This is a genomic window from Bradyrhizobium sp. LB14.3 (genome assembly GCF_040547985.1).
Classification (GTDB): Bacteria; Pseudomonadota; Alphaproteobacteria; order Rhizobiales; family Xanthobacteraceae; genus Bradyrhizobium.
The window spans coordinates 280011-301493 of sequence record NZ_JBEPQT010000004.1 but is presented as its reverse complement, the minus strand read 5'-3'; the positions used below and the strand labels follow the sequence as shown (position 1 = coordinate 301493).

General features: G+C 64.1%; 21 protein-coding genes and 1 pseudogene. 8 read left to right on the top strand and 14 right to left on the bottom strand.

Translation table 11 applies throughout. The features are described from left to right. Positions 1-27 precede the first annotated feature (27 nt). Positions 28-109: pseudogene (locus ABIB00_RS11615) on the top strand (DNA-binding response regulator); the annotation flags it as partial. 298 nt (positions 110-407) lie between these two features. Here the strand turns inward: ABIB00_RS11615 and ABIB00_RS11610 are convergent. Further along, positions 408-689: a hypothetical protein gene (locus tag ABIB00_RS11610; RefSeq protein ID WP_354050355.1), complete on the bottom strand. Its 282-nt coding sequence runs from the start codon at positions 687-689 to the stop codon at positions 408-410. Between the two features lie 235 nt (positions 690-924). On the opposite strand from ABIB00_RS11610, the gene ABIB00_RS11605 reads away from it, so the two are divergent. After that, positions 925-1149: a cysteine rich repeat-containing protein gene (locus tag ABIB00_RS11605; protein ID WP_354050357.1), complete on the top strand. Its 225-nt coding sequence runs from the start codon at positions 925-927 to the stop codon at positions 1147-1149. 33 nt (positions 1150-1182) lie between these two features. On the opposite strand, the gene ABIB00_RS11600 is transcribed toward ABIB00_RS11605, so the two are convergent. The 6 genes from ABIB00_RS11600 to ABIB00_RS11575 form a co-directional block, all read right to left on the bottom strand. After that, positions 1183-3069, bottom strand: coding sequence for a PQQ-binding-like beta-propeller repeat protein (locus ABIB00_RS11600; RefSeq protein WP_354104410.1), 1887 nt, complete (start codon positions 3067-3069; stop codon positions 1183-1185). 2 nt (positions 3070-3071) lie between these two features. After that, positions 3072-3548, bottom strand: coding sequence for a hypothetical protein (locus tag ABIB00_RS11595; RefSeq protein ID WP_354104409.1), 477 nt, complete (start codon positions 3546-3548; stop codon positions 3072-3074). 139 nt (positions 3549-3687) lie between these two features. After that, entirely contained in the window at positions 3688-4392 is a 705-nt protein-coding gene (locus tag ABIB00_RS11590) for a hypothetical protein (protein ID WP_354104408.1), read from the bottom strand. Between the two features lie 84 nt (positions 4393-4476). After that, positions 4477-5184: a hypothetical protein gene (locus tag ABIB00_RS11585; RefSeq protein ID WP_247339826.1), complete on the bottom strand. Its 708-nt coding sequence runs from the start codon at positions 5182-5184 to the stop codon at positions 4477-4479. 132 nt (positions 5185-5316) lie between these two features. Further along, a complete protein-coding gene (locus ABIB00_RS11580; protein ID WP_247339825.1) occupies positions 5317-5565 on the bottom strand; it encodes a hypothetical protein in 249 nt (82 codons plus the stop codon). Between the two features lie 142 nt (positions 5566-5707). Next, entirely contained in the window at positions 5708-6682 is a 975-nt protein-coding gene (locus ABIB00_RS11575) for an NAD(P)H-dependent flavin oxidoreductase (RefSeq protein ID WP_354104550.1), read from the bottom strand. A 122-nt stretch (positions 6683-6804) separates the two neighbouring features. Here ABIB00_RS11575 and ABIB00_RS11570 point away from each other — a divergent pair, with 122 nt between their 5' ends. Then, on the top strand, positions 6805-8367 hold the full coding sequence (locus ABIB00_RS11570; protein ID WP_354104407.1) for an AMP-binding protein: 1563 nt from the start codon (positions 6805-6807) through the stop codon (positions 8365-8367). A gap of 366 nt (positions 8368-8733) precedes the next feature. Here ABIB00_RS11570 and ABIB00_RS11565 read toward each other — a convergent pair whose 3' ends face one another. The 7 genes from ABIB00_RS11565 to ABIB00_RS11535 form a co-directional block, all read right to left on the bottom strand. Continuing rightward, the gene (locus ABIB00_RS11565) at positions 8734-9507 is read right to left on the bottom strand and encodes a thioesterase family protein (RefSeq protein ID WP_247339823.1); all 774 of its coding nucleotides are present in this window, start codon (positions 9505-9507) and stop codon (positions 8734-8736) included. A gap of 181 nt (positions 9508-9688) precedes the next feature. Further along, positions 9689-10657: an NAD(P)H-dependent flavin oxidoreductase gene (locus ABIB00_RS11560; RefSeq protein ID WP_247339822.1), complete on the bottom strand. Its 969-nt coding sequence runs from the start codon at positions 10655-10657 to the stop codon at positions 9689-9691. Positions 10658-10805: 148 nt separating this feature from the next. Next, positions 10806-12206 (bottom strand): aspartate ammonia-lyase, encoded by a 1401-nt coding sequence (locus tag ABIB00_RS11555; RefSeq protein WP_247339821.1) that lies wholly within the window; start codon positions 12204-12206, stop codon positions 10806-10808. A gap of 30 nt (positions 12207-12236) precedes the next feature. Then, positions 12237-12776 carry a hypothetical protein gene (locus ABIB00_RS11550; RefSeq protein WP_354104406.1) on the bottom strand — a complete coding sequence of 180 codons (540 nt, stop codon included), beginning with the start codon at positions 12774-12776 and terminating at the stop codon, positions 12237-12239. Between the two features lie 61 nt (positions 12777-12837). Beyond that, entirely contained in the window at positions 12838-13440 is a 603-nt protein-coding gene (locus ABIB00_RS11545; protein ID WP_354104405.1) for a YqaA family protein, read from the bottom strand. 36 nt (positions 13441-13476) lie between these two features. Further along, the gene (gene hisE, locus ABIB00_RS11540; RefSeq protein WP_354104404.1) at positions 13477-13881 is read right to left on the bottom strand and encodes a phosphoribosyl-ATP diphosphatase; all 405 of its coding nucleotides are present in this window, start codon (positions 13879-13881) and stop codon (positions 13477-13479) included. Between the two features lie 117 nt (positions 13882-13998). Beyond that, on the bottom strand, positions 13999-14367 hold the full coding sequence (locus ABIB00_RS11535) for a hypothetical protein (protein ID WP_354104403.1): 369 nt from the start codon (positions 14365-14367) through the stop codon (positions 13999-14001). A gap of 228 nt (positions 14368-14595) precedes the next feature. On the opposite strand from ABIB00_RS11535, the gene ABIB00_RS11530 reads away from it, so the two are divergent. The 5 genes from ABIB00_RS11530 to ABIB00_RS11510 all read left to right on the top strand — a co-directional run bounded on the left by ABIB00_RS11530 (position 14596) and on the right by ABIB00_RS11510 (position 21481). Then, positions 14596-15645: an ABC transporter substrate-binding protein gene (locus tag ABIB00_RS11530; RefSeq protein ID WP_354104402.1), complete on the top strand. Its 1050-nt coding sequence runs from the start codon at positions 14596-14598 to the stop codon at positions 15643-15645. A 106-nt stretch (positions 15646-15751) separates the two neighbouring features. Next, on the top strand, positions 15752-16063 hold the full coding sequence (locus ABIB00_RS11525; protein ID WP_247445221.1) for a HigA family addiction module antitoxin: 312 nt from the start codon (positions 15752-15754) through the stop codon (positions 16061-16063). A gap of 74 nt (positions 16064-16137) precedes the next feature. Further along, positions 16138-17934, top strand: a complete 1797-nt coding sequence (locus tag ABIB00_RS11520; protein ID WP_247351215.1) for a glucan ABC transporter ATP-binding protein/ permease — start codon at positions 16138-16140, stop codon at positions 17932-17934. A 188-nt stretch (positions 17935-18122) separates the two neighbouring features. After that, positions 18123-19607 carry a D-alanyl-D-alanine carboxypeptidase family protein gene (locus ABIB00_RS11515; RefSeq protein ID WP_354104401.1) on the top strand — a complete coding sequence of 495 codons (1485 nt, stop codon included), beginning with the start codon at positions 18123-18125 and terminating at the stop codon, positions 19605-19607. Between the two features lie 188 nt (positions 19608-19795). Beyond that, positions 19796-21481, top strand: coding sequence for a long-chain fatty acid--CoA ligase (locus ABIB00_RS11510; RefSeq protein ID WP_354104400.1), 1686 nt, complete (start codon positions 19796-19798; stop codon positions 21479-21481). The last annotated feature ends 2 nt before the right edge of the window (positions 21482-21483 follow it).

The window sequence follows — 21483 nt, the reverse complement described above, 5'->3', positions numbered from 1 at the left end:
GGGGACACGCGGTGCAGGACGATGATCATGACCGAACAGGGCGAGACGGGTGAAGCCATCACCATCCTCCTCGTCGAGGACGACGCGCCGACTTGCTGGCAGCTCCAGCACTCGGCTCCTGGCGCGAGCGCGCGACCGCGCAATTGCGCTCGCACGAGATCGCGCTCGACTGGCAGGTGGGACGCCGCGCGCTGCGGGGCGACACTCAATCTCAGTCCGGATTCCTCAGGCACGCGCGTGCGGCTGCAATTGCCGCAGATTTTTCCCGACAGCGATGCTGCCAACGGCTGAAATGCCCCCCTCCGAACGTGTGGGACGCGCGGAGAGAGGGACGGGCCGGATAATTTGCCTGCGGAGGACGGGGGGTTCGTCCGCAAGGCTCCTTCGCCCGAACTCTTTCGTCGTTCTCAGCGCACGCCGACGCGATTGACCGGACCACCGCCATTCATCGGCGTGCCCGCGCGCACGCCGACACCGGGCGCACCGACACCCGGCGTCGCCACCACGACCGCGGCGGCCGGCGCAACCACCACCGCTGCTGTCGGCCGCACCACGCAGCCCTTGGGTATGCCGACCGTCTTGCAATAGACCACAGCTTGCGCCGGGCTCGTGCCCAGCGACACCATCGCCGCACCTGTCAGCGCCAAAATCGTCAGCCCGGCGCTCAGCGCTCCCGCTCTTTTCGACATCTTGCTCTCCTGCTTCCCGTTCGGCGTCCCGATGCAATCACCGGGTCTCGCAGCCGACGTGCAGCCTGAATGACAAAAGACGGCGCGCGGATACATGCCATGAAAATGGGGGTACGGCGTCCGGGCGGGCGGGCCGATGCCATGAACATGGCATGGACCAGCGTGCGGCCTTCGCGAGATGGTCCGGCTCGCTTGATCCCAGGCGAGGCCAACGACCTTCTCAAAGAGGTGTTTTATGAAATTTTCGATTCTTACCGCGCTGCTGCTCGCCACCACCGCCCTGCCCGCCGCTGCGCAATCCGGTCCGACCCCGCAGGAGCAGATGGCCTGCCGCAGCGATGCCGGCAAATTCTGCGCCGAACACATCGGCAAGCCGCCGCAGATGAATGCCTGCCTGCGCGAGAACAAGTCGAAGCTTTCGGATGGCTGCCGCAAGGTCGTGGAGTCCCACGGCGGGTGAGCAATTGCGTCCACCGCACAAATCTCGCCGGCGCTATTGCGTCAGGCCGTAGACGTCGATGCGCCCGTCATAGGTCGGGCGATAGATGCGGCCTTTCCAGACGATCGGACGATTGAACTTGGGATGCGTGAAGGCATGCTCGGGTCCCCAGTTCTCGCTGTCCCAGATCACCTGGAGCCGCCTGGAGCCGTCGGGATTGGTGGCGAAATTCTGCGCGTCGTAGATCAGGAAGCGGCCCGGACTGAGCAACATGTTGCTGTCCTGATAGGGCACCATCGCCACGATGATGCCATCAGCGCCGTTGTTGGCGGCAAGCGTGATGCTCCAGCCGGGCATGCCGCCCGGCGGACGCGGCGATTGCGGCGAGGCGATCTCATTGCCGCCGGCGAGATAGGCCGTGGTCCCGTCGGCTGCGATCGACCACGCCCGCAAGGCGCTGTTCTCGCCGCCGACAAAATGCATCGTGCCGTGGACGGCGGACTGAAACAACAATGGCGTGCCATGCAGGTGACGCGTCGCGCCGCCCGGAAACAGGTTCAGCTCCATCGGTGACGCCGGCGCCGGCGGCACGCCAGGATCGAAATACGTGTACAGGATCGGCGGCATGCGAAGCTTGTCGTAGTTCGCCGCAAAATGGCCGGCCGCAAGATCGCCCGGTTGCGTGTCGCCAAGCGCATTGGCATTGCCGGTGTAGAGGACTCCATCCTTGCCCGCTGCCAGCACGGCATGGGCGGAAGCGACATAGACCGGACCGCCGGAACCGAAATCCTGGTCGCTCCACATCGACTCGTTCATCGCCTCCATGTGATGCGCCACGATCGGCGCGATCTGCGCATCGGTTGCACTGCGACCTGACGTGACCGCGACATGCGGCATCTCGCGCGCATGACGAGGCTTGAGCGGCATTCCCATGCGCCTGGCATGCGCAATCACGGAAGGCAGGGATACGTTGGACGGCAAGGCCGCCTCGTCATCGTCGTCCGCGGCCGCTGCGACCGCGGCGGCGCCGACCCGGTTAGCGTCGGTCCATGGCGCCCACCACGACATGACCTCGAAATGCGCGTGGTTTCCCGTGCGCAAGGCGAGCCGCACGATGCTCTCGCCGAAATCGCCGTGTTGCGGCGAGAACGCCCCGTTGCCGGTGATGATATAGATCGAACCGTCGGGAGCAACGGCAGGTCCCGCCCCGCTCTGCCACAATCCGCCGCCGGAGCCGGTGACGGTGGAGCACCATGTGGCAGCGAGCCGCCAGGCATGGACGTCCACCGCAATCAACCAACCACGCGCCGTCTTCGACGTCTCCGCGATCGTGCCGAAGGGAATCAGCACGTGGTTCTGCGTCAGCGTCAAGGCGCTGCGCTGCTTGCGTTGCGCCGAGACGAATTTCTGCATCGGCAAGCCGCCCGGCGGCGTGTAGACCGCGCCCTCGAGATTCAAGAGCCCGTGCACCTTCGAGCCGTCGCGAATCCGCAGCGCTGCGAGAAAGTGCTGCCCCTTGGCGACGCTGCCGTCGTTGCTGATCCAAACGCAGGCATAGAGAATACCTGCGCCTTCATCGATCACGGGCGTCGAGAGAATGCCCCAACGGACGTTGGTCATGTGGCCGTCGATCGTCCTCGTTCCGACGATCGGACGTCCGAGATTCGTCGCCCAGATCTGGTGGCCGGTCACAGCGTCGAATGCATAGACCCAGTTGCCCATGCTGGCCTGGAAGATCAAATCGCGGGTCTTGCCATCGGCCATGTGCACGCCGCCGACCGCCAGCGGCTGCGCCTCGAGCCTTGGATCGTCGGGAATCCGAAGGCTGAAGAGTTTGACGATGCCCTTCGTGCGGATGGCGGTCGCCGTCAGCACCGTTTCCGAATTGTTCGCACCGGTACGGGCGTGGTCGTAGCTGCGGGTCGTGACGGAAGTGGGCATGGTTAGCCCCCGAATGCCAAAACGCTTCCAGCGACAAGCAGACAGGCCCCGGCGAACGACCGTCCGCTTTCGGTACTTGCGTTGCACCAACCGGACGCCACGGCTCCGCACGAAAATCCGAGGCCAGCCATCGCGGCGCTCGACAGCGCCACAAGGCCGACATGGTCCGGCGCGTGCGACACGACATTGTCGATCGCAAGCAGCGGCGGCAGGACGTAGACCCAGCCCGCCGCCTGTGTCATGCGATGTGCGACCGGAAGACGCAGGACCAACAACGCGCCACACGAGATCAGCGCGACCGCGGCAAGACCGCCTTCGGCCGGCACACCGACACCGAGCGCAGAGCCTAGTGCGTCACAAACGCCGAACATCAGAATCAGAGGCAGCACATGCCATCGCGGAACGACGAATACGAGCGCGAAGGCCACGATGAGGCTATCGGCGGACGTCCACAACAGATGCACTGACATGGAAACCATGACGCGGCCTCTGGCTGGCTACGTCAATCATGCATTGAACGCAGATCGTCTGGAAGTTGAAAGTGGAGGCAAGCGCCTCCCCAGAACAAACCGCCGCTCACGATCGCGTGCGCGGCGGCGAACAGGGCGGTGTCAGGCGCTAATCGTCGTCGGCGCCGAACATCCTGATCTGCGGGAAGCCACTGCCCGGACGGATCACGACGTCCCGAGTGCTGGAATCTTCACGAACGTTGCGCGCGACATCGTCCCAATCGGTCTGATCGCGCATGCCGCGGGGGTCGTAACGACGGCGCTCGGCCCAACGCTCGCGGCGATCCATCCGGCGCCGTTCGGACGTGGCACGCTTCACGTCAGAATCCCTGGCCTTGGCATTGGCATTGTCCTTGGCATTGTCAGATGAAGAGGACGGCACCGTCGAAGCCTGCTGCTCGGCGGGTTTTACGACTTGCGGAGGCGAAGCTGCTGCCGGCTTGAATTGCTCCTTGGGCGGCTCGACTGCGGCTGCTTGCGAGGGATGCGGCGCGGGCGATTCAGCGTTTTCCTGGGTAGTCTGCGTCTCGGATTTGGCCTCAGGCTTTGCTTCGTCCTGCGCCTGCGCAGGCACGACGACTATCGCGCCGAACGCTTTTGAGCCGGTGAGATATTGGACGCGCTCCGAGGGCGCACTCGTTGTTGTCGGTGCGGCGACTGGTTCAGCACGCTGCGCCATCTTGCCGGTATCCGGCCCCTGCTTGGGCGCGATTGGGTGCATGATATTGCCGGCGACGATGCCGCCGCCGAGACCAATCGCCATGGCGGCGACGATCGTTCCGGCACCGACGAAATAAGCTATCGAGGCGCGCATCGATCCACTCCCTCTTTGGAGCGGGTAACGCCTTGGGATTGCCCGATGTTCCAGAAGCGAGCGCGCGGTTCCCTAACCTATGCGTCAGATTTGCTGCGCGACCTTCTCGAGCCCGATGATGCGGGCGAGCTTGCGCACTTCCTCTTTCTGGTCGTCACGCAGCTGGAACAGCAGCGGCATCGCGGCCGACTTCAACTGCTGGACCTCGTCGCAATTGGGATCGATCGGCACGCCCTGCACGTTCGGATTGGACAGCTTGTTTGCCGAGATCTTGCGGACAACGTTGCGCAGCGCTGTCTCGACCGAAGGCCAGTAATATTCCTGCGACGACGACAATTTCAGACGGTCCCGGATGCCCGAGATCTGCACGTCGGAAAGCAGCGAATAGGATTTCTGCGGCTGCGGCTTGGCCACGACCTTCGGCTTGGCCGGGACTTCGACGGCCGGAACCTCTGAAGCGGCCGGAGCCTCGTTCACGTTCGCCTTGGGCATCGGGAAATCGGACGGCGTGGCGGCAGCGAACGCCTGGCGCAGCGGCTCGGCCAGCACGGGCATTTGCGAGAGCTTGTCGGCTGGAACCTGAACCGGGTCGATTGCGGCCGAAGCCAGCGCCAGCGTCGGAACCAGACGGTCGGCCTTGGCAGCCCGGTTGGTTGCAAGCGGCTTAGGCGGCGTCTGCGAGATCATCTCAGCGCTGACGCTTGGCACGCTGTCACGGCCGAGAATGGCAGTGGTGGCGGCGCCGAGGACGAGGAAGCAGGTCAGCACGACGATGGTGATGGCTTTCGACAAACGTCTCTCCGCGTCCGACTTCAAGTCCACGTGATCACTGCTTGGAAACTGGGCGATAATTAAGGCCTAACCGAGCCATTGCGGCGGCAATCGCGCAGACTGCGGCGACATCGCCCGAAAAACTCAAAAAGATCAGGCAGCTAGCGCCAGATCGTAGGCGTCTTGGATGTCGGCCACGATCTCCGAGGCCTCCCAGACGCCGCGCGGCTCGACCGATTGCAACGTCACCGTCCAATTGCCGCCCCGGCGGGTGCGGGGGACACTGACAATGTCGAAGCGCACACTGCGGCACAGCGGATGGCGGGCCAGCGCATGGGCTACGCGAACGCGAATTTCGTCCAGCGAAGCCGCCGTCTTGGCGTTGAGATAGTCGAAGTCCATCGCCTGTCCCTCTCGGTCCTGATTGGCGCCGTGAGAGGGATTCTTGCCGGGCGTTGGTTAATCTGCCGTTAAGTGAGGGGCTTCGAAGGAGCGCTCGATTAACTGTGATGGGGACAACGGGCCCCTGCCGGCCTCCGCAGTTTTACGGGGAGAGGCGGTCACCCCCCTCTCGATACTCGGCGACCGTCCGCGCGACGAGATCGTCGACCGCCATCACGTCGGTCACGCCAGATATCGAATGCCCGCCGCTCCAGATATCGCGCCAGCGCTTTGGGCGGCTCTCGCGTGCGTTGACGTCGATGTCCTTGCCGATGTCGATCGCGCCCCGCGCCGGCAGATCGTCGGGGTCGAGACCGGCTGCCACGATCGACGGCTTGAGCATGCTGGTCTGCAGGCCCGTGAACGCGGTGGTCAGCAGAATGTCGTCCGCGCTGCCGTCGACCAGCATTCGCTTGTGACGCTCGTCCGCCATGCTCTCGCGCGTCGCTATGAATTTTGTGCCCATGTAGCCAAGATCGCAGCCGAGCACTTCGGTCGCACGCAGCGCGCGACCGTCGCTGATGCCGCCCGCGAGCACGACGATGCCATCGTAGAATGCGCGCACCGCGCGGACGAACGCAAACGGGTTGAGCCAGCCGGTCTGCCCGCCGGCGCCCGCGGTGAGCAGTACGAGCCCGTCGGCGCCGGCCTCCGCCGCGCGCTGGGCGTGGCGGATCGAGGCCACGTCCGCCAGCACCAGCGCGCCAGCTTCATGCAGCGGCTTCAACACCGGCTCGGGCGATCCAACGGAGGTAATGACGATCTCCGGCTTGTGGCGCAGCAGCACAGCGAGATCCTGCTCCAGCCGCACATTGGAGCGATGCACGATCAGATTCGGGCAGAGTGGCGCGGCCCTGCGGCCGGTTTGATCCTCGTGATGGCGCAGCCGCGTCTCGATTTCGGTGAGCCACGCCTCAAGCTGTTCCGCGCTACGACAGTTCACAGTGGGGAAGCTGCCGATCACTCCGTTACGGCAGGCCGCGACCATGAGCTCGACGCCCGACACCAGAAACATCGGCGCCGCGATCAAAGGCAGATTGAGACGATCGCGAAAGCGTTGCAGTCGATCGGACGTCACAAGCCTCCCTGTCACTCTTGCCTCCTTGCGCGGGCTTTGTCGTTCCATCCCGCATTCCCTGTGCTAGCCTTGCGCGCAACATTGGCACGTCAAACGCCGATGACAAAGCAATGAGGAAACATATGCCCGATCCGCTCCACGCATCGTCTCCGGCTTGTGCGCAGACGCTACGGGCACTGTCGCGCTATCCTGGCCGCACCGCTTTCGCCTGGCCCGGCGGATCGCTGAGCTATCAGGGCACAATCGACCTGATCGGACGCATCCAGAGCGTATTCATGCGCCTTGGATTGCAGCCCGGCGCGCGTGTCGCTCTCCTCACCGCCAATCGCGCCGACACCTGGTGCGCCGGTGTCGCCGCGCAATTGTCCAGGCTCTGCATCACCTGGCTGCATCCTCTGGGGTCGCGAGGAGACCAGCTCTTCCAGCTCGAGGATTCCGGGGCCGAGATGCTGGTGGTCGATGCGGCCTCCTTCCGCGAGCGCGGCGGCGAGCTCGCCACACAGGCGGGGCAGCTCAAGGCGGTCTTCACCATGGGACCGGCCGACTATGGCGTCGACCTGTTGCAGGCGATCGAGATCGAAGGCCACGCCACCGCGCTGTGCCTCGCCGGCGCCGACGATCTCGCGACACTGAACTACACCGGCGGGACGACCGGAAAATCCAAGGGCGCGCTGCGCTATCATCGCGAGAACAGCGGGGCGGCAGGTGCGATCCTCGCCGACTTCGAAATTCCAGAGGCGGCGCGCTATCTGACGGTCGCTCCGATCAGCCATGTCGCGGGCACAAAGGTGCTGCCGACCCTGATGCGCGGCGGCACCGTCCACATGCTGAAGGGTTTTGATCCCGAGGCGGTACTGGCCACCATCGCGCGCGAGCGGATCAATTTCACATTGTTCGTGCCCACCATGATCTACGTGCTGCTCGATCATCCCGCGCTGGGCAAGACCGACCTCTCCTCGCTCGAGCTCGTGCTCTATGGCGCCTCCGCGATGTCGCCGAGCCGGCTGATCGAGGGGATCGAGCGCATCGGGCCGGTGTTTTCGCAGCTCTACGGCCAGACCGAATGCTATCCCGTCTCGGTGCTGCGCAAGGCAGATCACAATCCCAAGACGCCGGAGCTGTTCCTGTCCTGCGGCTTCCCGATCGCGGCGTGCGAGGTCAAGATCCTCGACGACAACGACCAGGAGGTGAAGACGGGCGAAGCCGGCGAGATCTGCGTGCGCGCTCCACATGTCATGGCGGAGTACTGGAAGCGGCCGGACATCACCGCCGAAACGCTGAAGAACGGCTGGGTGCATACCGGCGACATCGCGCGCAAGGACGATCGCGGCTACATGTTCATCCTCGACCGCAAGAAGGACATGATCGTCTCTGGCGGTTTCAACATCTTTCCACGCGAGGTCGAGGACGTGCTGTCGCAGCATGCGGACGTGGCGATGGTCGCGGTCGTCGGTATCCCCGACGAGAAATGGGGCGAAGCCGTCACCGCCGTCGTCGTCCTGCGCGAGGGCGCAAAATCTGATGCCGATGAGCTGATCAATCTGGTGAAGACGCGAAAGGGCTCGGCGCATGCGCCGAAGCAGATCCAGTTCGTCAAGCAACTGCCGATGACCGGCGTCGGCAAGGTCGACAAGAAAGTACTGCGCGCGAGCTTTTGGGGCGGACGGGACCGGATGGTGGGATAGACACCCCGGAATTCTACGGTGTCGTTGTGGCCCCGGCACCACAACGCGCAACGGAGTGAGTGCCGGCGATGCCCACGCAATTGCGCGCGAATCAGGGAATCAACTAGACCGCTAGCGGGGCTGGGAAGCGGAGTGTGAAATGAGAGTCGCTTCCCTGGAAAGTGCGTTGGCCGCGGTCACGTTGATCACGGCCATCATCGTGGTGCTGTGGGAGATCAAGATCTTCTACGGCGTGTGAACAGGCAGGATGCCGCGCCGAACAAGAGACCTTCGAACAGGAGGCTCGCGACTAGGCATCCCTTCCGCGGCGGCGGAAGCCTGCCGTTCAACCGGCCAAGGGAGCGATCGCGGCGCTCGCCGTCAAGCTCACCGCTTCTCGATCACCAGGCTTTGCACCGCGCGGCCGAAATAGCCCTGCCGGTCGGCGAGCCGCGACATCGCAAGCCCGGCGCCGTCAGGACCGATCCAGGAGTCGCCGTCGAGCAGGATCCATTCGCCGATCGGCTGGCGCGAAAAGCTGACGGTGAGGTCGGCGTTGATGTAGGTCCAGGCGCGGAAGTCGAGCGTCGAGGCGGTGCCGTTGGAGAAATCGGCGGCGACCACGGCGCGCATCGCCTGCGAGAGCGCTTCGCCTGCGATCAGGGGATGGTCGACCCGAAACCAGATCGCGCCCGCGCCGGCTTGGCCGAAGCGGCCGCGCGCGGCGCGCATCGAGACCGAACGTACGAACGGGCTGGTGGCGGCATGACCGTCCTCGACCAGCGAGTCCTCGGGCGACGGCAATTCGACCGGCAGCGCCTTGACGTCGTCGGGGAGCGCCAGCGCCTGGCGCTTGATCTTGAGCACGGTCGCGCCGACGACCTGCACGCCGTCGGCGAGCAGCTTGACCCCGCAGAGCTGGATCTTGCGGCCCTCGCGCAAGATCTCGGTCGCAATCGTGAGCGGCGCCACCGGCACGGGGCGCATCAGATCGATGGTGACGCGCGCGATGTCCATCGTTACAGGCGTCGGAATGCGCTCAGCCGCCCATGTCACCAGCGAGGCCGGCGCCGAACCGTGCTGCATACGCTGGTCCCACGGGCCCGCGGCGTCCGGGCTGGTGACGACGCTGTTGCCGTCGACGCGGTAAATGGGGGTCATGTCGTACTCGATCTCGGGTGGCGTTCCCCGCACGCAGCGTAGCGCTCTTGCGGTGCGCTGCTGATCCGGGGTCCAGTTGTCGTGGCGATGGGTCCCGGCTCTGCGGCGCGGCACCATAGCGCGTCGAAGACGCGCGTGAACGCGCTTATGACGCCGCACCGGGTCCGGGACACCACAGCGATCACAACGGCGGATCGACCGCTTCGTCGTATTCCTTCTTGAATCGCGCGATCATTTCGGCGGCGGGCACGATGCCGTCGATGCTGCCGACACCCTGGCCCGAACCCCAGATTTCCTTCCAGGCTTTTGGCTTGGCGCGCTCGCCGGAGGCGTCGGTGCCGAAGTTCATCTTGGAGGGATCGGAGGTCGGCAGGTTTTCCGGATCCATGCCGGCGGCGAGGATCGACGGCTTCAGATAGTTGCCGTGCACGCCGGTGAAGAGGTTGGAATAGACGATGTCGTCGGCGTTCGCGCCCGCGATCATCTCCTTGTACGTCTCGACCGCATTGGCTTCCTTGGTGGCAATGAAGGCCGAGCCGATATAGGCAAAGTCGGCGCCCAGGATGCGCGCGGCGCGGATCGCCTTGCCGTTGCCGATGGCGCCTGACAGCGCGATCGGGCCGTCGAACCATTTTCGCGTCTCGGCAACGAAAGCCAACGGCGAGATCGTGCCGGCATGGCCGCCGGCGCCGGCCGCGACCAGGATCAGGCCGTCGGCGCCCTTCTCGATCGCCTTGTGCGCGAATTTCTGGTTGATCACGTCGTGGAAGACGATGCCGCCCCAGCCGTGCACGGCCTGATTGAGCTCTTCGCGAGCACCGAGCGACGAAATGACCATCGGCACCTTGTACTTGGCGCAGAGCTGCATGTCGTGATCGAGCCGGTTGTTCGATTTGTGCACGATCTGGTTGACCGCGAACGGCGCCGACGGCTTGTCGGGATGGGCGCGGTCATAGGCCGCGAGCTCTTCGGTGATCCGCGCCAGCCACTCGTCGAGCAGTTCCGGCGGCCGCGCGTTCAGCGACGGAAACGATCCGACCACACCCGCCTTGCACTGCGCGATCACAAGATCGGGCACCGAGATGATGAAGAGCGGCGAACCGATCACGGGGATCGACAGGCGTCCCTTGAACAAGGCAGGCATGGACATTGCGAGAAGGTCCTCTGTTGGCGGTCAAATAGAAGTTGGGGGCCATACCAACAAGGCAATCTTTCCACTGTCAAGTATGCGTTCTGACGCCGTGGCGGACGCCGTTACCGCAATTCCAAGCTACGGAATTCGCTGCGGGACGACGACATCACGCAATCAGATCCGGATTGATCAGCCGCTCGAATGAGAACATCTCGTCCCATGTCTCCTGCGTCAGCAGCTTGCGCTCGACCACGACGATCTGGTGCAGCGATTTGCCGCTCTTGTAGCCCTCGCGCGCGATCTCGGCGCATTGCTTGTAGCCGAGCAGCGGCTTCAGCACGGTGACGATGCCGAGCGAATTGAGCACCATGTTGCGGGTGTGCTCTTCGTTGGCAGTGATGCCCACGACGCAATTCTCGCGCAGGCTGTTGACCGCGCGCTCCATGGTACGGATCGAGAAGAACAGCGCGAACGAGATCACCGGCTCCATCACGTTGAGCTGGAGCTGGCCGGCGGACGCTGCGAGCGTCACCGTGGTGTCGAGGCCGATGACGAGGAAACTGGTCTGGTTGACGACCTCGGGGATCACCGGATTGACCTTGCCGGGCATGATCGAGGAGCCCGGCTGAAGCTGCGGCAGGTTGATCTCGTTGAAGCCCGCACGCGGCCCCGAGGCGAGCAGGCGGATGTCGTTGCAGATTTTTGTCAGTTTGCTAGCGGTGCGTTTGAGCACACCGGAGAGCTGCACATAGGCGCCGGTATCCGACGTCGCCTCGACGAGGTCGCCGGCTAGGATGAAGTCGATGCCGGTGAGCGCGCTCAGGTGCCGGACCGCAAGTTTTGGATAGCCATGCGCCGCGGTGACGGAGGTGCCGATCGCAGTGGCGCCGAGATTGACCTCGCGCAGCAACGCGCGCGCCTCCGAGATGCGATCGACCTCCTCGCCCATCGTGGTGCCCCATCCGCGGAATTCGGCGCCGAGCGACATCGGCACCGCGTCCTGCAAATGTGTGCGGCCCATCTTCAGCACGCGCTCGAACTCCCGGCCCTTGGCGAAGAACGCCTCCTGGAGCTGGCGTAACGCGGTCATGTAGCTCTCGAGCCGCAGGATCAGCGCCAGCCGAAAGGCAGTCGGATAGGTGTCGTTGGTTGACTGGCCGTAATTGACGTGATCGTTGGGGCTGACATGCTGATAGTCGCCCTTGGCAAAGCCGAGCGATTCCAGCGCGAGATTGGCGATCACCTCGTTGGCGTTCATGTTGGTGGAGGTGCCGGCGCCGCCCTGGATGAAGTCGGTGACGAACTGGTCCATCATGTCGCCGGCGATGACGCGGTCGCAGCCCACGATGATGGCTTCCGCGACTTTGGTGTCCACCGCGCCGAGATCGCGATTGGCCATGGCCGCAGCCTTCTTCACGTAACCGAGCGCCTTCACGAAGTAAGGCTCCTGGTTCATCGGAATGCCGGTGATGTGGAAGTTCTCCTTCCCGCGGATGGTCTGGACGCCGTAATAGATGTCGTCGGCGATCTCACGCTGTCCGAGGAAGTCCTGCTCCGTACGGCTCATGGGCGCTCCTTGCTTGCTCGCGCGACGTCCTCAGTTCTGGCACAACGCGCTGGTGACGAAGGTATCAGTGCGGCAGTCGTCCGGCTTGCGTTGCCTGCCCGGGATCAGAACCTTGGCCGAGCATTTCTCCGCGGAATCGGCATTCAGGCTCTTGCCTTCCGTGTAGCCCTTGCTCTGGCAGAGTTTGTCGGCGGCGAGCTTGCAATCGGGCGCGCCGTTCGACGAGGCCGGACAGGCCACGCGTCCCGACACCATGCTCGACGGCTTCGCCAGGCGCGACAAATCGTTGATGGTCTCGCTCGGGCTTTTGATCGGCGGCAAGATCGAGGGCAGCTTGTCGAACAGCTTGCCCATTTCGTTGATCAGCCCGGGATTGTCCTCACGCGCCGGCGGTGACGAAGGAGCTGATGTCGAGGGCGGCGGCGCGGCCTGCGGTCCTTGCTCCTGCAGGCCGAGCGCTGGCGGCGCGGATTGCGGCCATCCGGTACCGCCAGCAGCCAGCAGGAGCGAAAGCACCGCAAATATCAGCGTCCCCGGTCGCAGGACCGGAATGCCGGATCGAAGCATCATGACGGCAACCGTAGCCGAACCCGGCGCGGCCGCAAAGCGCCTCGGGTTAGATCAATTTGGGTTAGATCAACTTGATCGCGATCACAAAGCCGAGCACCAGCACGGCGGCGCCGATCGCCACCCAGAGACCGAGATGCTTCTCGATCCTGACCCGGATCCAATCGCCATAGCGATTGAGCAGGATCGCGACGATGAAAAAACGACCGCCGCGCGCGACGATCGAGCAGATCATGAACAGGACGAGATTGTAGCCGGCAAAGCCCGAGGTGATCGTGACGAGCTTGTAGGGGATCGGCGTCAGTCCCTTGAGCAGGATGATCACCGCGCCCCACTCGGCATAGGAGGCGCGAAAGGCATCGACCTTGTCGCCGAGGCCATAGACCTGGATCAGCCAGTGACCTACCGAGTCGAACAGCAGCGCGCCGATGGCATAGCCGAGCAGGCCGCCCAGCACCGACGTCGCGGTGCAGATCGCCGCATAGACCCAGGCGCGCTGCGGGCGAGCCAGCGACATCGGAATCAGCATCACGTCCGGCGGGACGGGAAAGAAGGAGCTTTCTGCGAAAGCCACGGCACCCAGGATCCAGAGCGCGTAAGGCTTGTGAGCGGCGTCGATGCACCAATCGTAGATACGTTTCAGCATGGCGCCGCGATGAAGCACCATCGGACGGATTTGTCCATCGCCAGTTTTGTGACGTTTCTAGTGGCGCTTCCGCGCCACGCGACCCTCGATCGCGACAATTGGCCGCCTGGCGGCCACGCGCGGTGACGCAACTTTGGGCAGCTTCATCGCCGATTTCGGCAGCTTCTCGGCGATGCCGAGCATGTCTTCCCGCCGGGTCATTTCCCGCCAGACGTCCGCGGGACGCACGCCGGCCGAGGCCCAGAGCACAGTGAGATTGTAGAGCAGATCGGCGCTTTCCCGGATCACGGCTTCGCTGTCGCCATTGACCGCATCGATGACCACCTCGATGGCCTCTTCGGCCAGTTTTTTCGCCATTTTGGAGGGCCCACGCTGAAACAGCCGGGCTGTACGCGATGTTGCCGGATCAAGGTCCCTGGCCGCGAGTACAGCCAGATATAGCCGCTCAAGCGAATCACTCATGGTCCTGAAAACTACTCTAAACCAATGGCGGGCGCGTTAACGTCTGACAATAAACTGCCAAACAGGCCATCGCGGCAAGCGCGACGGCCTGTTGTCGTCAATTCTTCGTAGCCGGGCTTAGTAACAGGTCGAGGCGTAGCCTTGGCCACCCTGCGCGGACTGATAAGGACCGCCGCAACGGTGGAACGGGCGCGGACCAATATACGAGTCGCTGCCGTAATAGACCGGGCCGTCATCATAGTAGGCCGGCCCGCCACCGTAATAGGCCGGGGCATCATAGGCGTAGGCGTCACGGCTCGCGGCGATCGCAAGCCCGGTGCCGATGGCGCCGGCAATGGCCGCGCCGGCAAGGGCCGCACCGCCGCCGCCATGCCAGTGGCGGCCGCCGGCGTATGAGGCGGTCGGGGCGACCGCGGTCAACGCCAGCACCGCGGCGGTGGCAATAGCGGCCTTGCGGCCGGCAAACTGCGAAAAGCTGTCAAACATGTCCTGGACCCTCCTTGGGACCTCGAATGGTGCCTGACGACAGGCTCATGTCTTTCAAACACCCACATCCCATGTTGGGTTCCCCAACCCCAACACAAGCTGAACGGGGTTGCGTGATCGTGACGCAACCGCCGCTCATCCGCCGTTCATGTTGGCGCGGAGAGACTGCTCCGCCAGCCGGCGCTGCGAGCGTCACGAGATCACAACAAGGCGAGACCGGCGCGACTGATGTTCAGATTCAAGACGACCGCCCCTCGCTGCCTGCAAGCCCTTGCAATCTCGCTTGCCGCGCTGACTGCACGCGATGTCACGGCGGCTGAGACCGCCGCGCCCTCTATTGCGATCCACTTCGCCTTCGACCGTCCGATCGATGCAAGCATGGCGCCGTTCTTCCTGGCTGCAAAGGACGGCAGCTTCGGCGCCGAACGTCTCAACGTCTCCTTCAGCAGCACGGCCGGATCGTCGGAGGCGCTCGCGCGCGTCGCCAAGGGCGAAAGCGAGCTCGCGCTGGTCGACATCAACGAGCTGATCCGCTTCCGCGATAAGGACGATGCGGCACCGGTCAAGGCGGTGTTCCTGCTGTTCAACCGTGCGCCCTACGCGATCGTCGCCCGCAGGAGCCGCGGCATCCATCTGCCGCCCGATCTCGACGGCAAGACCGTCGGCGTCGCCGATAGCGACCTGTCGATGCGGCTGTGGCCGGCGCTAGCGCAGCAGAACGGCATCAACACGGCGCACATGAAATTCCACAGGATCAGCGCCGCCGTGCGCGAGCCGATCCTCTCCGCGGGACAGGTCGATGCCGTCGCCGGCTTCAGCTATCTCTCGGGAGTGAACCTGCGCGATCGCGGCGTACCCGGCGGCGATCTCGTCGTGCTTCGCTATGCCGACTATGGCTGCGAGGCTTATGGCTTTGCCGTCGTGGTCAACCCGGCTTTCGCCGCGGCCAAGCCGGACGCCGTGAAGGGATTCGTGCGCGCATTGATCGCAGGCATCAACGCGACCGTAAAAGAGCCGGCGCGTGCGGCGGACGAAGCCGCGAGCCGCATCGACGACGGCGACCGCAATCTCGAATTGGCGCGCCTGCGCACCGTCCTCGTCGACAATATCCAGACCGACGAAGTCCGTCGCAACGGCCTCGGCGGCATCGACCCCGCGCGCATGGACCGCTCGATCGACCAGATCGCGCAGGATTTCAAATTCCGCAAGAAGCCGGTTGCGGGGGATATCTTCGACGACCGGTTCCTGCCGCCGGTTGCAGGGCGGCTGATCAACTGAACATCGTGGTGCATCACTTTCGAATTTGAAAACGGTGATGCCTATCGGGTCGATTTCGAGCAATATCACTAACACCGAGCCGAGATTGACTCGGCGTGGAGCTGCCATGGTCGAATATCCTGCCAAGCGAAATCCCCGCCGCTGTCCCGTTCATCCCGGCGCGGTGCTTCGCGAGGACATGCTGCCGGCCTCAGGCAAGACCAAGGTTGAGATCGCGCGCCTGTTAGGCATCTCGCGGCAACATCTTCACGATATCATGGAAGAGAAGAAGCCTCTGTCGCCGGAGGTAGCGGTCCGTGTCGGGAAGCTGTTTGGAGGCGGCGCCGGGATCTGGGTCCGGATGCAGGCTGCCCACGACACCTGGCACGCGGAACAGACGGTGGACGTCAGCCATATCCCCACGTTGAAGGTGGCCTGAGCCGTCCACACCAATGTAGTCTTGCAGCCGTTCAACTGGTTGACTGACGACCTTCCCACGGTTCAGCGTATCGCATGCCCATCCTCCGTCTCTACACCCGCGTTCTCGAACTGCTCGGCAAGGAAGCAGGGCTCGGCTGGCTGCTGGCGTTTGCCAATCTCCTGCTTGCCGCCTCGCAGTTCGCAGAACCCGTGCTGTTCGGCCGGATCGTCGACGTGCTCTCCGGCAAGACGGTTGCCGGATCGGATTCGGCCTGGCCGTTTCTGATGGCCTGGGTGGCATTCGGGCTGTTCACCATCGCCTGCAGCGCGCTCGTGGCCTTGCAGGCCGACCGGCTCTCGCACCGCCAGCGCCAGGCGGTGCTGACCGACTATTTCGAGCACATCCTGCAATTGCCGCTGACCTTCCATTCCGGCACACATTCGGGCCGGCTGATGAAGGTGATGCTCAACGGCACCGATGCGCTGTGGCGGCTCTGGCTCGGCTTCTTCCGCGAGCACTTTGCCGCGATCCTGTCGGTCGTGGTGCTGCTGCCGCTATCATTGTACCTGAACTGGCGGCTCGCGATCCTGCTGTTCGTGCTTTGCATCGTCTTCACGGCGCTGACGACCTTCGTGGTGCGCAGAACCTTCGGCATGCAGATGGAGGTGGAGGAGCACTATAGCGAGCTCTCCGCGCGGGCTTCCGACGCCCTCGGCAACGTCGCGCTGGTGCAGAGTTTCGTGCGCGTCGAATCCGAGGTGAAGGGCTTGCGCTCCGTCGCCGACCAGTTACTCGCGGCGCAAATGCCGGTGCTGTCGTGGTGGGCGCTCGTCACCGTCATCACGCGCGCCTCCACCACCATCACCGTGCTCGCGATCTTCACACTGGGCATCTCGCTGCACGACCAGGGGCTGACCTCGGTCGGCGAAATCGTGATGTTCGTGAGCTTCGCGACGCTTCTGATCCAGAAGCTCGAGCAGGTCGTGAGCTTCATCAACAACGTATTCATGGAAGCCCCGCGCCTGCGCGAGTTTTTCAACGTGCTCGATGCCGTGCCCGCGGTGCACGACCGACCCGATGCGATCGACGCGGGTCGGCTCTCCGGCCTCGTCGAATTCAACGACGTCACCTTCTCCTATGACGGCAAACGGCCGGCGATCGAGGATCTCTCCTTCACCGCGCTGCCAGGCCAGACCATTGCGCTGGTCGGCGCGACCGGCGCCGGCAAGTCGACGGCGATTGCGCTGCTGCATCGCGCCTTCGATCCGCAGTCCGGCTTCATTAGGATCGACGGCATGGACGTGCGCGGGGTGACGCTGACATCGCTGCGGCGGAACATCGGCGTGGTCTTTCAAGAGGCGCTGCTGTTCAATCGCTCGATCGCGGAGAATCTGCGCGTCGGCAAGCCGGACGCCACTGAGGCGGAGATGCGCAAGGCGGCAGGGCGCGCACAGGCGCTCGAATTCATCGAGCGCAGCGGCGGCTTCGAGACCAATGCCGGCGAGCGCGGCCGCATGCTGTCCGGCGGCGAGCGCCAGCGACTGTCGATCGCCCGCGCACTGCTGAAAGATCCGCCACTTCTGATCCTGGACGAGGCGACCAGCGCGCTCGACGCCGTCACCGAGGCCAAGGTGAATGCCGCTCTCGACGAAGTGATGAAGGGACGCACCACCTTCGTGATCGCCCACCGTCTCTCCACCATCCGCAATGCCACGCGGATCCTGGTGTTCGAGAACGGGCGTGTGATCGAAAGCGGAACTTTCGATGAACTCGTGGCCAAAGGCGGCCATTTCGCCGAGCTCGCCAGGGCCCAGTTCATGGTTCGGGAGAACGCACGGGCCAGCGTGACAGCTGCTGAGGCTGCCGCGACTGCCGCCCAGTCGCCTTAGCAAGTGTTCATGGGACCGTCGAAATTCGGCCTATTTCATTGCGGAATACCCCGCTGATGCCCCTATTCCCGACGCACCAGCCGGTATAGGTTTGCGACGCCGCAAGCGGCGGCGCTGGATTCAGAACCGAACATCAGATCACGAGAGCCGACCGGAACCGGCGGGTCTCCAAGGACCGGAATCGGATAGTGCACGCTCTTCGCCCGCTGCTTCGTAAATCCCTGTTCAACCTGTTCGCTGCGACACTCGCATGCGCCGCATCGCTCGCGCCGCGCGCGGCGAGCGCCGAAGCATTGCTGCTGATCGAGGCCGACACCGGCAAGGTGTTGCAGGCGGAAAACGCGACCATTCCCTGGTATCCGGCTTCTGTCACCAAGATCATGACCGCCTATGTCACGCTGAAGGCGGTCAAGGACGGCAAGCTCACGCTCGACACGCTGATTACGGTGTCGCCGACAGCGGCCTCGCAATCGCCCTCGAAGATGGGATTCCGTCCGGGAACACAGCTCACCGTCGACAATGCGCTGAAGATGATGATGGTGAAGTCGGCGAACGACATGGCCGTTGTGCTCGCCGAAGGCGTCGGCGGCTCGATCGACGGCTTCTCCGCGATGATGAACGACACCGCGCAGAGACTCGGCATGACGCAGACGAGCTACGTCAATCCGAACGGTCTGCCCGCCGACGGCCAGATCACGTCGGCGCGCGATCTCGGCATTCTCGCGCGCTCGTTCCTGCGCGACCTGCCGGAATACGAATACTTCGTGCACATCCCGGCGATCCGCTTCGGCAAGCGCGTCACTGGCAATTTCAACAAGCTGATCGGCCGCTATCCCGGTGCCGATGGTTTCAAGACCGGCTTCATCTGCGCCTCGGGCTACAACCTCGTTGCGTCGGCGACACGCAATGGCCGGAGACTGATTGCGGTGGTGCTCGGCGCCAATTCCGGCACCGCGCGCGCGGTGAAGGCAGCCCAGCTGCTCGAGCGCGGCTTCTCGCAAGACAATCTCACCTGGCTCCGCCCCTCGCTCGGCACCGTCGAAAAGCTGGTGCCGGTCGACGCCTCGCCCCCGAACCTGCGCGAGGACATGTGCGGCGGCCATCGCAAGCGGCCCGCCAGCGATGACGACGACGCACTGATCGCCACCAATGGCGGCACGAGCGGATCGGCCTCCGCCACCGGCGGCGAAGCCCAGGTGACGTTCTTCACCGCTGGGCTTCAACCACCCTTGATGAAGGCCTCCGAGCTGATGGCCACGGCCGCGGCGGCCGCGGAGCCCGTGCTGGTCTATACCGGCCCGACCCGCACCGGTACCGCCCTGATCGCCGCGGTCGCGGCCGATGCCGACCAGCAGGCCACCCCAAAGCCGCGTGGCAAGAAGTCGCGCGTCGCCAAGAAGCCTGACGCGGCCGACAAGCCGAAGGATGCCAAGACGGACGCCAAGACCGAGGCCAAGACCGAGGCCAAGACGGCGGCGGCGAAGCCGGTTGCCAAGCCAGCCGACGGCAAGAGCGCTGCCAAGCCGGCCGGGACCAAGCACGCTGTGGCCAAGTCGGATTCAGCAAAGTCCGATGCGGCGGCAAAACCTGCGGCAAGCGGCGATCAGGCACCCAAGCCCGCCAAGCCAAAGGCAGCGACCAAGCCCGCCGCCAAGCCGGCCAACAACAGTTAGCGGCGCGCCGAGCTGAGACCACGCCCACTTTGCACTGCGGCCGCGCGGTTTGGCAGGATTCCGGTAGCCACTCCCTGGCCTTTGCCCTAAGTCACGACGACTTGCCACCCGTTCCGGCAAGCTCGATACTGGCGGCAATGAGGCAAGCCCGAGACACAACGGGCTCTGGTAAATGAGGGGAGTTTTCGATGGAGCGCATCTGGCTCAAGCAATATCCGCCCGGCGTGCCTGCTGATATCGAGCCGACGCAATACTCATCGCTGGTCGACCTGTTGGAGGAGAGCTTTTCGAAGTTCGCCGACCGCAAGGCGTTCATCTGCATGGACAAGTCGATCAGCTATCGCGACCTCGATCAGATGTCGGTCGCGCTGGCCGCATATCTGCAAGGCCGTGGGCTCCAGCGCGGTGCTCGCGTCGCCCTCATGATGCCGAACGTGCTGCAATATCCGGTCGCGACCGCCGCGGTGCTGCGCGCCGGTTTCGCCGTAGTCAACGTTAACCCGCTCTACACACCGCGCGAGCTCGAGCACCAGCTCAAGGATTCCGGCGCCGAAGCCATTATCGTGCTGGAGAATTTTGCCCATACCGTCGAGCAGGTGATCGCGAAGACGGCTGTCAAACACGTCATCGTCGCCAGCATGGGCGACCTGCTCGGCTTCAAAGGCGTGATCGTCAATCTCGTCGTCCGCCGCGTCAAAAAGATGGTACCGGCCTGGTCGCTGCCGGGCGCGGTATCCTTCAACGATGCGTTATCGGCTGGCCGCGGCGCGACGTTCAACAAACCGAAACTGTCGCCCGGCGACGTCGCCTTCCTGCAATATACGGGCGGCACCACCGGCGTCTCCAAGGGCGCCACCCTGCTCCACCGCAACATCGTCGCCAACGTGTTGCAGAACGACGCATGGCTCCAGCCGGCGATAGTCGCCCCCCCGCATGTCGATCAGCTCATGATCGTTTGCGCGCTGCCACTCTACCACATCTTCGCGCTGACGGCCTGCTACCTGCTCGCGGTGCGCGCCGGCGGCTGTAATCTGCTGATCCCCAATCCGCGCGACATCGCAGGCTTCGTCAAGGAGCTGGCAAAATACCAGGTCAACAGCTTCCCGGCTGTGAACACGCTCTACAACGGATTGATGCACCATCCCGATTTCAAGAAGCTCGACTTCTCCAAGCTGAAGATTTCCAACGGCGGCGGCATGGCGGTGCAGCGCCCCGTGGCCGAGCAGTGGAAGGAGGTGACCGGCTGCTTCATCGCCGAAGGCTACGGCCTGTCGGAGACATCGCCGACGCTGACCTGCAATCCCGCGACCACGACCGAGTTCTCGGGATCGATCGGCATTCCCGTGCCCTCGACCTGGATTTCGATCCGCGACGACGACGGCAACGAGCTGCCGCTCGGCCAGCCCGGCGAGATCTGCGCCAAGGGCCCGCAGGTGATGTCGGGCTACTGGAACAGACCGGACGAGACCGCGAAGGTGATGACCGCCGACGGCTATTTCCGCACCGGCGACATCGGCGTGATGGACGAGACCGGCTACACCAAAATCGTCGACCGCAAGAAGGACATGATCCTGGTCTCCGGCTTCAACGTCTATCCCAACGAGATCGAGGAAGTGATCGCGAGCCATCCGGGCGTGCTCGAATGCGCCGTGATCGGCATTCCCGATTCCAAGTCGGGCGAGGCGGTGAAAGCGTTCCTGGTCAAGAAGGATCCGAATCTCACGGCCGAAGCCGTGATCAAGTTCTGCCAGGAGCAGCTCACCGGCTACAAGGTGCCCAAGCAGATCGAATTCCGCACCGACCTGCCGAAGACCAATGTCGGCAAGATCCTGCGCCGGCAATTGCGCGACGAGAAGAAGGCGGAGGCGGCGTAGGC

Bases quoted from the DNA above. Each gene is read 5' to 3' on its own strand.
- ABIB00_RS11610 (WP_354050355.1), bottom strand. From the start codon at position 689: ATGTCGAAAAGAGCGGGAGCGCTGAGCGCCGGGCTGACGATTTTGGCG.
- ABIB00_RS11605 (WP_354050357.1), top strand. From the start codon at position 925: ATGAAATTTTCGATTCTTACCGCGCTGCTGCTCGCCACCACCGCCCTG.
- ABIB00_RS11600 (WP_354104410.1), bottom strand. From the start codon at position 3,069: ATGCCCACTTCCGTCACGACCCGCAGCTACGACCACGCCCGTACCGGT.
- ABIB00_RS11595 (WP_354104409.1), bottom strand. From the start codon at position 3,548: ATGGTTTCCATGTCAGTGCATCTGTTGTGGACGTCCGCCGATAGCCTC.
- ABIB00_RS11590 (WP_354104408.1), bottom strand. From the start codon at position 4,392: ATGCGCGCCTCGATAGCTTATTTCGTCGGTGCCGGAACGATCGTCGCC.
- ABIB00_RS11580 (WP_247339825.1), bottom strand. From the start codon at position 5,565: ATGGACTTCGACTATCTCAACGCCAAGACGGCGGCTTCGCTGGACGAA.
- ABIB00_RS11570 (WP_354104407.1), top strand. From the start codon at position 6,805: ATGCCCGATCCGCTCCACGCATCGTCTCCGGCTTGTGCGCAGACGCTA.
- ABIB00_RS11565 (WP_247339823.1), bottom strand. From the start codon at position 9,507: ATGACCCCCATTTACCGCGTCGACGGCAACAGCGTCGTCACCAGCCCG.
- ABIB00_RS11560 (WP_247339822.1), bottom strand. From the start codon at position 10,657: ATGTCCATGCCTGCCTTGTTCAAGGGACGCCTGTCGATCCCCGTGATC.
- ABIB00_RS11555 (WP_247339821.1), bottom strand. From the start codon at position 12,206: ATGAGCCGTACGGAGCAGGACTTCCTCGGACAGCGTGAGATCGCCGAC.
- ABIB00_RS11550 (WP_354104406.1), bottom strand. From the start codon at position 12,776: ATGATGCTTCGATCCGGCATTCCGGTCCTGCGACCGGGGACGCTGATA.
- ABIB00_RS11545 (WP_354104405.1), bottom strand. From the start codon at position 13,440: ATGGTGCTTCATCGCGGCGCCATGCTGAAACGTATCTACGATTGGTGC.
- hisE (WP_354104404.1), bottom strand. From the start codon at position 13,881: ATGAGTGATTCGCTTGAGCGGCTATATCTGGCTGTACTCGCGGCCAGG.
- ABIB00_RS11535 (WP_354104403.1), bottom strand. From the start codon at position 14,367: ATGTTTGACAGCTTTTCGCAGTTTGCCGGCCGCAAGGCCGCTATTGCC.
- ABIB00_RS11530 (WP_354104402.1), top strand. From the start codon at position 14,596: ATGTTCAGATTCAAGACGACCGCCCCTCGCTGCCTGCAAGCCCTTGCA.
- ABIB00_RS11525 (WP_247445221.1), top strand. From the start codon at position 15,752: ATGGTCGAATATCCTGCCAAGCGAAATCCCCGCCGCTGTCCCGTTCAT.
- ABIB00_RS11520 (WP_247351215.1), top strand. From the start codon at position 16,138: ATGCCCATCCTCCGTCTCTACACCCGCGTTCTCGAACTGCTCGGCAAG.
- ABIB00_RS11510 (WP_354104400.1), top strand. From the start codon at position 19,796: ATGGAGCGCATCTGGCTCAAGCAATATCCGCCCGGCGTGCCTGCTGAT.